This is a genomic window from Streptomyces sp. NPDC034085 (assembly GCF_055575555.1).
Window position 1 is genome coordinate 371,797 of record NZ_JBVISL010000001.1, and the last position, 11,723, is coordinate 383,519.

The following is an 11,723-nucleotide window of genomic DNA, read 5'->3' on the forward strand; positions in this document are numbered from 1 at the left end:
TGATTCACGGCCACGTGGAGGACGAAATGCGGGCGACTGCGCGGGTTCTGGTCTACAGCGACGACGCGGGCACCCGGGAGCAGGTGCGGCTGGCAGCCGGGCGCAGGCCCGCAGCTGACCTGCCCCCGGTGGAGTTCCTGGAGTGCGCCACGCTTCCGGCGGTCCTCAAGGAACTGGACGCGGGCGGCATCGACGTGTGCGTGCTGGACGGCGAGGCGGTCCCGGCCGGGGGCATGGGCGTGTGCCGGCAGATCAAGGACGAGATCTTCCGGTGTCCGCCGGTGCTGCTGCTGATGGGACGGCCCCAGGACGCGTGGCTGGCCACGTGGAGCCGCGCGGACGCGGCGGTCACCCTTCCGGTGGACCCGGTGGAGTTCCCCGGGGCCCTGGCGGGGCTGCTGCGCGCGCGGCTGTCGCTGGACGCCTGAGGCGCGGGGGCGCCCGGGGCGCCCGGGGTGTGCGCGGGGGCCCGCGGGCCGGCCCAGGGGCCGCCCGCGGGCCCGTACGGCCTTCTGCGGGGCTCTCAGACGGTGGGGCGCAGCCGCGCCTGGTCGATGGCGCTGCGGCCCTCCTGGGTGCCCTTCAGGAGGGCGCTGCCCTCGCGCCACTCCTTCCACTCCATGTTCCAGTCGCCGAAGCCGTTGCCGAAGGTGTCCATGTCGTCGCCGATGCTGTTGATCACCTTGACGATGTCGCCCTCGGTGATGTTCTCGTAGAACCAGGCGGCGTTGCCGGTGCTCATGCCGGTGCAGCCGTGGCTGACGTTCTCGTAGCCCTGGGAGCCGACCGACCACGGCGCGGCGTGCACGTACTCGCCGCTCCACGTCACCCGGGTGGCGTAGTAGACGGGCAGGTTGTAGTACTCGCTGCCGCCGATGCCGACGGTGTCGCCGCGCATCTGGACGAAGTACTGCTTGCCGAGCACCACCTTGACCCCGTTGCGGGTGGAGAAGCCGGGCTTGCCGGTGGTCACCGGGATGGTGTTGATCACTTCCCCGTTGCGCTCGAACGTGAGGTAGTGCGCGGCGGCGTCGGTGGTGACCTCGACCCGGTCGCCGATCTCCAGCTTCAGCGGCTTGGACGCGGCGCCGTGGAGCTCGTCGGAGATCCTGATGCCCTCCAGGTTGCTCCGTACGGAGACGGTGGTGTGGGCGGGCCAGTAGTCCTTCGGGCGGTAGTGCAGGTTCTTGTCGTCGACCCAGTGCCAGGCGCCCTCGACTCCGGGCGGCGCGTCGACGACGAGGCCCCGTTCGACGACGGCGCGGGCGGCCTTGTCCTTGACGGGTTCGTTGAGTTCGGCCGTGAGGGGCTGTCCGACGCCGTACTTGCCCTCGTCCGGGCCGAACTCGACCTTGAGGACCTTCTTGGCCGGGGTGGTCTCGAAGGTCAGCGTGCGCTGCCCCGGGGCCCCGCGCTGGTCCTCCGTGCTGACGGTGACCGTGTAGTGCACGCCGGCGGCCATCGGGGCGGTGCTGTGCCAGCGGTCGCCCTTGGCGGAGAGTTCGCCCGCCAGGCGCCGTCCGTGGGTGTCCACGGCCGCCACGTCGGTGATCCGCGCCTCGGCTCCCTTGGCGGTGATCTCGAGCGGCTTGTCGGGGTCGGCGGGGCGTCCGCCGGTGGCCTGGTTGAAGGCGACCTGATCGCCCGCGTCGTACGGGCGGGCGGACAGCGGGTTCTTGTCGCCGGACCCGCATGCGGTGGCGCCGGCCCCGAGGGACGCGACCAGCAGGGAGCAGCTGAGTACCGTCCAAAGACGCGGTGACTGTTTCATGCGCCCAACGCTATGAAGATATGACAAATCCGGCGCGCGGGGTGACTGCAAACGAGGGGCCCGGACTCCTCCGAAAAGGTGTCCGGGCCCCTCAGGCACCGCGGCGGGCCGCGGTGTGGTGCCTACTGCTACTGGTTCTGGTTCTCACCGCGGTAGTACTCGTACACCCAGCCCCACAGGCCGATCAGGATGATGGGGGCGGAGAAGTACATGAGCCACCAGCCGAAGACGACGCCCATGAACGCGAGCGCGCCACCGATCGCCAGCGAGAGCGGCTGCCAGCTGTGCGGGGAGAAGAACCCCAGCTCGCCCGCCTCGTCGGCGACGTCGGCCTCCAGGTTGTCCTGGGCCATCTCGTCCACGCGCTTGGCCGTGAAGGCCAGGTAGTAGCCGATCATGGCGCTCAGGCCGAAGGCCAGCGCGAGAGCGGTGGTTCCGACGGGCTCCTTCGACCACACGCCGTACACGACGGTCATGATCAGGATGAAGAAGGAGAGCCAGAGGAACATCTTGCCCTGGATCTTCACTTGCCGGCCTCCTTGTCGCCGGTGAGCGCCTTGGTGCCGCCGGCGGTGTGGTCCTCGAGGTGGTCGAGGGCCGCGATCTCCGGGTGGTGCAGGTCGAACGCCGGCGATTCACTGCGGATGCGCGGCAGGGTGAGGAAGTTGTGCCGCGGCGGCGGGCAGGACGTCGCCCACTCGAGCGAACGGCCGTAGCCCCACGGGTCGTCGACCTCGATCTTCTTGCCGTACTTCGCCGTCTTCCAGACGTTGTACATGAAGGGCAGCATCGACATGCCGAGCAGGAACGAGCTGATCGTGGAGACCGTGTTCAGCGCGGTGAAGCCGTCGGCCGCGAGGTAGTCCGCGTAACGGCGCGGCATGCCCTCGGCACCCAGCCAGTGCTGCACGAGGAACGTGCCGTGGAAGCCGATGAACAGCGTCCAGAAGGTGATCTTGCCGAGGCGCTCGTCCAGCATCTTGCCCGTGAACTTCGGCCACCAGAAGTGGAAGCCGGCGAACATCGCGAACACCACGGTGCCGAAGACGACGTAGTGGAAGTGCGCGACGACGAAGTACGAGTCGGAGACGTGGAAGTCCATCGGGGGCGAGGCCAGGATGACGCCGGTCAGACCACCGAAGGTGAAGGTGACCAGGAAGCCGATCGTCCAGAGCATCGGGGTCTCGAAGGACAGCGAGCCCTTCCACATGGTGCCGATCCAGTTGAAGAACTTCACACCGGTCGGTACCGCGATCAGGAAGGTCATGAAGGAGAAGAACGGCAGGAGCACACCGCCGGTGACGTACATGTGGTGGGCCCACACGGTCACCGAGAGGCCGGCGATCGCGATCGTCGCGGCGATCAGGCCGATGTAACCGAACATCGGCTTGCGCGAGAAGACCGGGATGATCTCGGAGACGATTCCGAAGAACGGCAGCGCGATGATGTACACCTCTGGGTGTCCGAAGAACCAGAAGAGGTGTTGCCACAGCAGGGCGCCGCCGTTGGCCGCGTCGAAGACGTGCGCACCGAACTTGCGGTCGGCCTCCAGCGCGAAGAGCGCGGCGGCCAGGACCGGGAAGGCGAGCAGGACCAGGACACCGGTCAGCAGCACGTTCCAGGTGAAGATCGGCATGCGGAACATCGTCATGCCCGGAGCGCGCATGCAGATGATCGTGGTGATGAAGTTGACCGAGCCGAGGATCGTGCCGAAGCCGGAGAAGGCCAGACCCATGATCCACATGTCGGCGCCGATGCCCGGCGAGCGGACGGCGTCCGACAGCGGGGAGTAGGCGAACCAGCCGAAGTCGGCGGCACCCGAGGGGGTGACGAAGCCGGCCACCGCGATGGTCGAGCCGAAGAGGTACAGCCAGTACGCGAACATGTTCAGCCGCGGGAACGCCACGTCGGGCGCGCCGATCTGCAGCGGCATGATCCAGTTCGCGAAGCCCGCGAACAGCGGCGTCGCGAACATCAGCAGCATGATCGTGCCATGCATGGTGAACGCCTGGTTGAACTGCTCGTTCGACATGATCTGCGTGCCCGGACGGGCCAGCTCGGCGCGCATGAAGAGCGCCAGGAGACCGCCGATCAGGAAGAACACGAACGACGTGACCAGGTACATCGTGCCGATGGTCTTGTGGTCGGTGGTGGTGAGCCACTTCACGACCACGTTGCCCGGCTGCTTGCGCCGTACCGGCAGCTCGTTCTCGTACGAGTCGGCTGCGGCGGCACCCTGGGATTCGTTGAGGATGCTCACAGTTTGTTCACTTCCGCATTCCGGGCCGGGTCAGTCTGCTTGATGCCGGCCGGCAGGAAGCCGGTCTGACCCTTCTCCGCCAGCTCCTTGAGGTGCGCCTTGTACTCCGCCGGGGAGACGACCTTCACGTTGAAGAGCATGCGGGAGTGGTCGACACCGCAGAGCTCGGCACACTTGCCCTTGAAGGTGCCTTCCTGGGTCGGGGTGACCTCGAAGACATTGGTGTGGCCGGGGATCACGTCCTGCTTGAACAGGAAGGGCACCACCCAGAAGGAGTGGATGACGTCGTTCGACGACAGGATGAAGCGGACCTTCTCGCCCTTGGGCAGGTAGAGGGTCGGCCCCGGGTTGTTGTTGTCCGGGTTCCGGTCGCCGGGGACGCCCTTGTCGTAGACGCCTTCGGCGCCCGCGGGGAAGTCCTTGACGAAGCGGTCCGGCAGGGAGGCGAGCTCCTTCGGAGCCGCACCCGCCTTCGGGGTCGCGCCGTCGCCGTCGACGTTCTCCACGTAGTTGAAGCCCCAGCTCCACTGGAAGCCGATCACGTTGACCGTGTGCGCCGGCTTGGCGGAGAGGGAGAGCAGCTTCGACTCGTCACGCGCGGTGAAGTAGAAGAGCACGGAGACGATGATCAGCGGGACCACGGTGTACAGCGCCTCGATGGGCATGTTGTACCGGGTCTGCGCGGGGACCTCGATCTTCGTCCGGCTACGCCGGTGGAAGATGACGCTCCACATGATCAGGCCCCACACCAGGATGCCCGTGATGAGAGCGGCCGCCCAGGATCCCTGCCACAGGGAGAGGATGCGAGGCGCCTCCTCCGTGACCGGGGTGGGCATTCCGAGGCGGGGGAAGTCTTTCCAGGTGTACGAGCAACCAGTGGCGGTCGCCAGGACCACGCCCGCAGTCAGCGCCTGCAGCAGCTTCCGCCGCATCGGGCGCCGCGGCGAGCGGTCGGAGCCGTAGGGACTCACGTAGCGCCTTCCCGAGAGTCTCGGCCCGCGCGGCCGGCCGCGGCCGTGTTCGGGTCGGTCGCCGGCCCTGACGCAGGCAGGGGTTTGGATGTTTATGCGGACCAAACCCTACTGGACGCTATTTGGGGTCGCGCGGGGAGGGTGCCCAACGCGCCGCTACTGCCCCCGAAGGGATGGATCCGCCGTCCGGGGGACGGCCCGCCCGGCCCTGAACGACGGGCTCGGGGCGGCATCTGACGGCCCCTGAAGCGGCTGCGGCGGGGCGGGGCCCGGCCGCTCGCGGGGGCACCCTCTACCGTGGCCGGATGCCCTACTTCGACACCGCGTCCGCCGCTCCCCTCCACCCCGTGGCCCGGCAGGCACTGCAGGCCGCCCTCGACGAGGGGTGGGCGGACCCCGCGCGGCTGTACCGGGAGGGGCGGCGCGCCCGGCTTCTGCTGGACGCGGCGCGCGAGGCGGCGGCCGAGGCGGTGGGATGCCGCGCCGACGAGCTCGTGTTCACTCCTTCGGGGACGCACGCGGTTCACTCGGGCATGGCGGGGGTGCTCGCGGGGCGCCGGCGCGTAGGGAGCCGTCTGGTCGTGTCGGCGGTGGAGCACAGTTCCGTACTCCACGCGGCGGACGCGCACGCGGCGGCCGGGGGCACCGTGACGCAGGTCGCGGTGGACCGGCTCGGCGCGGTGACGCCCGCCGGTTACGAGGCCGCGCTGGGCTCCGACACGGCTCTGGCCTGCCTCCAGTCGGCCAACCACGAGGTGGGCACGGTCCAGCCGGTGGCCGAGGTGGCCGAGGTCTGCCGGGCCGCCGGGGTGCCGCTGCTGGTGGACGCCGCCCAGTCGCTGGGCTGGGGGCGGGTGGAGGGCTCGTGGTCCGTCCTCGCGGCCAGCGCCCACAAGTGGGGCGGGCCGCCGGGGGTGGGCCTGCTCGCCGTCCGCAAGGGGGTCCGCTTCTCCGCCCAAGGCCCCGCCGACGAACGGGAGTCGGGCCGCTCCGCCGGCTTCGCCAACCTGCCCGCCATCGTCGCGGCGGCGGCCTCGCTGCGCGCCGTGCGGGCGGACGCGGACGCGGAGGCGGCCCGGCTGCGGATCCTGGTGGACCGGCTGCGGCGGCGGGTGGTGCGGCTGGTCCCGGACGTGGAGGTGGTGGGGGACGCCGACCGGCGCCTGCCGCACCTGGTCACCTTCTCCTGCCTGTACGCCGACGGCGAGACCCTGCTGCACGAGCTGGACCGGGCGGGGTACTCCGTCTCCTCGGGCTCCTCCTGCACAAGCTCCACGCTGACCCCCAGTCACGTGCTGCGGGCGATGGGGGTGCTGTCGGAGGGGAACGTACGGGTCTCCCTGCCTCGGGGGACCTCCGCCGACGAGGTCAACGGCTTCCTGGAGGTACTGCCGGGCACGGTCGCGGGGGTCCGGGCGAAGCTCGGCGCCCCGGAGCCGGCCGCGGCGGCGCCGGTGGCCGACGCGGTCGAGGTCGACGCGCTCGGGCTGCGCTGCCCGCAGCCGGTGATCGAACTGGCCCGGGCCATCACCACGGTCCCGGTCGGCGGAACCGTCACCGTCGTCTCCGACGACGAGGTGGCCCGCCTGGACGTCCCGGCGTGGTGCGCGATGCGCGGCCACACCTACCTCGGCGAGACCCCGCGCTCCGCCGGCACGGCCTACCGGGTCCGGCGCGAGGCCTGACCCACGGGCGCGGCCCCCGCACCGGAGGGTGCGGGGGCCGCGTCGGGAACCGTTCGGCGATCAGGCCGCGGAAAGGTGCGCGCGGACCTCCGCGGCGGCCTCTTCGCCGTACGCCTTGGTGAAGCGCTCCATGAAGTGGGCGCGGGCCAGGGTGTACTCCTGGGTGCCCAGCGTCTCGATCACGAGGGTGGCCAGCATGCAGCCGACCTGGGCGGCCCGCTCCAGGCCGACGCCCCAGCCGAGACCCGTCAGGAAGCCCGCGCGGAACGCGTCGCCGACGCCCGTCGGGTCGACCTTCGCCGTCTCCTCAGGGCAGCCGACCTGGATCGGCTCCTGGCCGACCCGCTCGATGCGCACGCCCTGCGCGCCGAGGGTGGTGACGCGGGTGCCGACCTTGGCGAGGATCTCCTCGTCCGTCCAGCCGGACTTCGACTCGATGAGGCCCTTCTCGTACTCGTTCGAGAAGAGGTAGGTCGCGCCCTCCATCAGGGTGCGGATGTTCTCGCCGTCCATCCGGGCGATCTGCTGCGAGAAGTCCGCCGCGAAGGGGATGCCGCGCGTGCGGCACTCCTCCGTGTGGCGGAGCATCGCCTCGGGGTCGTCGGCGCCGATGAGGACGAGGTCCAGGCCGCCCACCCGGTCGGCGACGGCCTTCAGCTCGATCTGCCGGGCCTCGCTCATCGCGCCCGTGTAGAAGGAGCCGATCTGGTTGTGGTCGGCGTCCGTGGTGCACACGAAGCGCGCGGTGTGCAGCACCTCGGAGATCCGGACGGACTCGGTGTCGACCCCGTGCCGGTCCAGCCACGCGCGGTACTCGTCGAAGTCCGAGCCGGCCGCGCCGACGAGGATCGGACGGGTGCCGAGCTGTCCCATGCCGAAGCAGATGTTCGGGCCGACGCCGCCCCGTCGGACGTCGAGGTTGTCGACGAGGAAGGAGAGGGAGACCGTGTGGAGCTGGTCGGCGACGAGCTGGTCGGCGAAGCGGCCCGGGAAGGTCATGAGGTGGTCGGTGGCGATGGAGCCGGTGACTGCGATGCGCACGGCGTGGACGCTCCTGCGGAGGACGGCGAGGGGGACATTCAAAACTACCCGGTCCGCGCACCCGCTCCGACCCGGAGAAACTACCCCGTAGTAGGACTTCCTTCGCCCAGGATGGCCACCATACGGTGCCCCCATGACCTATACCGATGGTTTCGGGTACACGGACCACGCCGCGGACGCGCGGCCCGGCTTCGCACGGCTGCTCGGCGACTGCGCCCGCATGGCCCCGCACTGGGCGGTGGAGCGGGAGTCCCGGCCGGTCCGGGTGGGTCCCTCGCAGATCCACGGCGTGAGCGTCCCGCCCGCCTCGGCCCGGCTGATCGCCGCCACCGCCGCGTACGGCGACTAGCCGGGACGGCAGGGGAACCGGTTTCGCGGCCGCTGCGTCACACCCGCATCACGTACGGCGGGACACGCTAAGGAGCGATGCGGTGACCAGCGAACAACCCGACACATCACGCGCCACACGACGGCGGCCCGCCTGGGCCATCGGCTCGATCGCGGCCGCCGTCCTGCTGGCCGGCGGTGGTACGGCGTACTGGGCGTCGACGGCGTACGGCGACGCCTCGGGCGGCCGCGCCCGTACGAGTGACAGCGCGGCCGTCGCGCCGCGCGCGGCCGGGTCCCCCTCGGGCCCCGGGATCGCCCCCGGGGAGCCGGACCCGCACGGCGGGCCGGTGGTCTACCGGGCCGACGTGAAGCTGCCCGAGGGCCCGGCCACCGCCCCTTCCTTCGCCGCGGCCGGGGAGGTCACCTCCGACGAGGTGGCCCGGCTCGCGAAGGCCCTCGGCATCACCGGCGCGCCCCGGCTGGTCGGCGACGCCTGGCAGGCCGGTGAGGTCGCCGACGGTTCCGGGCCCCGGCTGACGGTGGCCCTCAAGGCGCCCGGCACCTGGAGCTTCTCCCGCTTCCAGGCGGGCGGCCCCGGCGGCAGCGGGGACGACTGCGTGCGCGGCAAGGACACCTGCGGCCCGGCCACCCTCCCCCAGGAGGGCGACGGCACCGCGAAGCCGGTCTCCGAGCAGGCCGCCAAGGCCGCCGCGGCCCCGGTGCTGGCGGCCGCCGGGCAGGGCGACGCCAAGGCCGACGCCCACCTCACCCAGGGCGCGGTCCGGGTGGTGAGCGCCGACCCGGTGGTGGGCGGGCTCCCGACCCAGGGCTGGTCCAGCAGGATCAGCGTCGGGGCGGACGCGGCGGTGGTGGCGGGCAGCGGCGAGCTGAAGCCGCCGGTCCGCGCGGCCGAGCAGCCGGTGGTCGGGGCCGCCGAGGCCCTGGAGCGGCTCAACGCGGCGGCCAAGGGCGGCGGCGACGGCACCGGTCCGGGGCCCGGCGGCTGCGCCACCACGGTGCCGCTGACCCCGGACACCCCGACGGGGGCGACGGACACCCTGCCGTGCAACCCGGAGCCGCGCCCGATGAAGCCGCCGCGGACCGAGAGCGTGCGGGGGGCCGCGCTGGGGCTGGTCGCGGGGTCGGTGGACGGCGGGCGGGGTCTCGTACCGGCCTGGCTGTTCGAGGTGGCGGGCGCGCAGGGCAAGCCGGGCCGCACGGTGGTCCAGCCGGCCGCGGCCGGTGACGCGGGCACCCCGGCGCCCCCGAAGTCGCACACCGTGCCCGGGTTCTCGTACGCGCAGGCCGACCGGACGCTGACCGTGAACTTCTGGGGCGGGGTGTGCAGCACCTACACCCTGGAGGCGCGGGAGGAGGGCGCTTCGGTCCTGGTGAAGATCACGGACACCCCGAACAAGCCGGACCAGGCCTGCATCATGATCGCGCAGGAGATGTCCCTGACGGCGACGCTCCAGCAGCCGCTCGGTGACCGCAAGGTCGTCGACGCGACCTCGGGCAAGCCGCTGCCCCGCCAGTAGGCGGTGGCGGCGGCCAGAGACACGAAGGGCCCGGGCCCCGGTCGTTTCCGACCGGGGCCCGGGCCCTTCGCCGTACGGCTTAGCTGAACGAGTCGCCGCAGGCGCAGGAGCCGGTGGCGTTCGGGTTGTCGATCGTGAAGCCCTGCTTCTCGATGGTGTCGACGAAGTCGATGGAGGCGCCGCCCAGGTACGGGGCGCTCATGCGGTCGGTGACGACCTTGACACCGTCGAAGTCCTTGACGACGTCGCCGTCGAGGGAGCGCTCGTCGAAGAAGAGCTGGTAGCGCAGGCCGGAGCAGCCGCCGGGCTGGACGGCGACGCGCAGCGCGAGGTCATCGCGGCCTTCCTGCTCCAGCAGGGTCCTGACCTTCTCGGCGGCGGCGTCGGACAGGAGGATGCCGTCGCTCACAGTGGTCTTGTCGTCCTGTACGGACATCTGCATTCACTCCCGAAGTGGGCGGCTCCCCGGCGATGGCTGGGGAAACGTCGGACTCTTGCCGTCGGTGGCAACCAGCGGGACCGCGGTTTCATTCCGGGGTCCGGCGCCTTGTTTCTCAATTCATGCTCGCACACCCGGGCGGGCGGGTGGACCCCGCGACGAGGACCGGTGGAGCGGCGCGTCCCGGACGGGGCGAATGCGTCACATCGACACTATCGGCATCGTCAAAGTGACGTGAAGCAGTTATGATAGATAGCGTCAAATAGACGAGAAGTGGCGGGCCACACCCCCGCAGTCCCGGAAATCCTTGTCGCAGAACAGAAAGGGTGCGTGTCGTGACCACCGCCCAGCCTTTGGACGTCCAGCCGACGCCCCTTGCCCTGCTGCTGCTCGGCCGTGAGGCCGACCCCAAGAGCGAGCGCGGGGTGGAGTGCCCCGGCGACCTGCCCTCGCCGTCCGACCCGGACCTGGTGGACCGCGCCCGCGCCGCCAAGGAGAAGCTCGGCGACAAGGTCTTCATCCTCGGCCACCACTACCAGCGTGACGAGGTCATCGAGTTCGCGGACGTCACCGGCGACTCCTTCAAGCTCGCCAAGGACGCCGCTGCCAAGCCGGAGGCCGAGTACATCGTCTTCTGCGGCGTGCACTTCATGGCCGAGTCCGCGGACATCCTGACGTCGGACGACCAGAAGGTCGTCCTGCCCGACCTCGCGGCCGGCTGCTCGATGGCCGACATGGCCACCGCCGAGCAGGTCGCCGAGTGCTGGGACGTACTGACCGAGGCCGGGATCGCCGGGACGACGGTCCCCGTGTCGTACATGAACTCCTCCGCCGACATCAAGGCCTTCACCGGCAAGCACGGCGGCACGATCTGCACCTCGTCCAACGCGAAGAAGGCCCTGGAGTGGGCCTTCGAGCAGGGCGAGAAGGTGCTCTTCCTCCCGGACCAGCACCTGGGCCGCAACACCGCCGTCCGCGACATGGGCATGTCGCTGGACGACTGCGTGCTCTACAACCCGCACAAGCCGAACGGCGGCCTGACCGCCGAGCAGCTGCGCGACGCCAAGATGATCCTGTGGCGCGGCCACTGCTCGGTGCACGGCCGGTTCTCGGTGGACTCGGTCAACGACGTCCGCGCGCGCATCCCCGGCGTGAACGTGCTGGTGCACCCCGAGTGCAAGCACGAGGTCGTGGCCGCCGCGGACTACGTCGGCTCCACGGAGTACATCATCAAGACGCTGGAGGCGGCCCCGGCCGGCTCCAAGTGGGCCATCGGCACCGAGCTGAACCTGGTCCGCCGCCTGGCGAATCGATTCGCCGCGGAGGACAAGGAGGTCGTCTTCCTCGACAAGACGGTCTGCTTCTGCTCGACCATGAACCGCATCGACCTCCCCCACCTGGTGTGGACCCTGGAGTCCCTGGCCGAGGGCAACCTCGTCAACCGGATCGAGGTCGACAAGGAGACGGAGAGCTTCGCCAAGCTCGCCCTGGAACGGATGCTGGCGCTCCCGTAGCGGCTCCTCCCCTGCGCACCGAGGGCGCCCGGCTCACGCCGGGCGCCCTCGGCGTTTCCTCCTCCGGCCGGCCCATGCGGGCGGGCGCCGCGTCACCGTGCGGCGCAGGCGACCCCGCGCCCTTCACCGTGACGCAGACCCAGCCCCAGCAGGCCCCCGGCGGCGGTGGCTGCC

At 70.9% G+C, this 11,723-nt stretch carries 11 protein-coding genes; 5 read left to right on the top strand and 6 right to left on the bottom strand.

Annotated elements, in window-relative coordinates; translation table 11 throughout:
* The first annotated feature begins 26 nt into the window (after window positions 1-26).
* Window positions 27-428, top strand: coding sequence for a DNA-binding transcriptional response regulator (locus tag ACZ501_RS01765; protein ID WP_361609863.1), 402 nt, complete (start codon window positions 27-29; stop codon window positions 426-428).
* Between the two features lie 95 nt (window positions 429-523).
* Here ACZ501_RS01765 and ACZ501_RS01770 read toward each other — a convergent pair whose 3' ends face one another.
* The 4 genes from ACZ501_RS01770 to ctaC form a co-directional block, all read right to left on the bottom strand.
* Window positions 524-1,771 carry a L,D-transpeptidase gene (locus ACZ501_RS01770; RefSeq protein ID WP_361605350.1) on the bottom strand — a complete coding sequence of 416 codons (1,248 nt, stop codon included), beginning with the start codon at window positions 1,769-1,771 and terminating at the stop codon, window positions 524-526.
* Window positions 1,772-1,899: 128 nt separating this feature from the next.
* Window positions 1,900-2,298, bottom strand: coding sequence for a cytochrome c oxidase subunit 4 (locus ACZ501_RS01775; protein WP_361605353.1), 399 nt, complete (start codon window positions 2,296-2,298; stop codon window positions 1,900-1,902).
* Window positions 2,295-4,031 carry an aa3-type cytochrome oxidase subunit I gene (ctaD, locus tag ACZ501_RS01780; RefSeq protein WP_361605356.1) on the bottom strand — a complete coding sequence of 579 codons (1,737 nt, stop codon included), beginning with the start codon at window positions 4,029-4,031 and terminating at the stop codon, window positions 2,295-2,297. Before ctaD ends, ACZ501_RS01775 begins: the two co-directional genes overlap by 4 nt.
* Window positions 4,028-5,002 (bottom strand): aa3-type cytochrome oxidase subunit II, encoded by a 975-nt coding sequence (gene ctaC / locus ACZ501_RS01785; RefSeq protein WP_361605359.1) that lies wholly within the window; start codon window positions 5,000-5,002, stop codon window positions 4,028-4,030. Before ctaC ends, ctaD begins: the two co-directional genes overlap by 4 nt.
* 305 nt (window positions 5,003-5,307) lie before the next feature.
* On the opposite strand from ctaC, the gene ACZ501_RS01790 reads away from it, so the two are divergent.
* Window positions 5,308-6,687, top strand: a complete 1,380-nt coding sequence (locus tag ACZ501_RS01790; RefSeq protein ID WP_468791710.1) for an aminotransferase class V-fold PLP-dependent enzyme — start codon at window positions 5,308-5,310, stop codon at window positions 6,685-6,687.
* 60 nt (window positions 6,688-6,747) lie between these two features.
* Here the strand turns inward: ACZ501_RS01790 and ACZ501_RS01795 are convergent, their stop codons facing one another.
* Window positions 6,748-7,728 carry a carbohydrate kinase family protein gene (locus tag ACZ501_RS01795; RefSeq protein ID WP_361605365.1) on the bottom strand — a complete coding sequence of 327 codons (981 nt, stop codon included), beginning with the start codon at window positions 7,726-7,728 and terminating at the stop codon, window positions 6,748-6,750.
* Window positions 7,729-7,861: 133 nt separating this feature from the next.
* Here ACZ501_RS01795 and ACZ501_RS01800 point away from each other — a divergent pair, with 133 nt between their 5' ends.
* Together ACZ501_RS01800 and ACZ501_RS01805 are read left to right on the top strand one after the other, a co-directional pair.
* On the top strand, window positions 7,862-8,077 hold the full coding sequence (locus ACZ501_RS01800) for a hypothetical protein (RefSeq protein WP_361605368.1): 216 nt from the start codon (window positions 7,862-7,864) through the stop codon (window positions 8,075-8,077).
* Window positions 8,078-8,159: 82 nt separating this feature from the next.
* A complete protein-coding gene (locus tag ACZ501_RS01805; protein ID WP_468791713.1) occupies window positions 8,160-9,596 on the top strand; it encodes a hypothetical protein in 1,437 nt (478 codons plus the stop codon).
* Window positions 9,597-9,675: 79 nt separating this feature from the next.
* Here ACZ501_RS01805 and ACZ501_RS01810 read toward each other — a convergent pair whose 3' ends face one another.
* Window positions 9,676-10,032 (bottom strand): HesB/IscA family protein, encoded by a 357-nt coding sequence (locus tag ACZ501_RS01810; protein WP_030029080.1) that lies wholly within the window; start codon window positions 10,030-10,032, stop codon window positions 9,676-9,678.
* A 329-nt stretch (window positions 10,033-10,361) separates the two neighbouring features.
* Here ACZ501_RS01810 and nadA point away from each other — a divergent pair, with 329 nt between their 5' ends.
* Window positions 10,362-11,549: a quinolinate synthase NadA gene (gene nadA / locus ACZ501_RS01815; protein ID WP_361605376.1), complete on the top strand. Its 1,188-nt coding sequence runs from the start codon at window positions 10,362-10,364 to the stop codon at window positions 11,547-11,549.
* Window positions 11,550-11,723 lie beyond the last annotated feature (174 nt).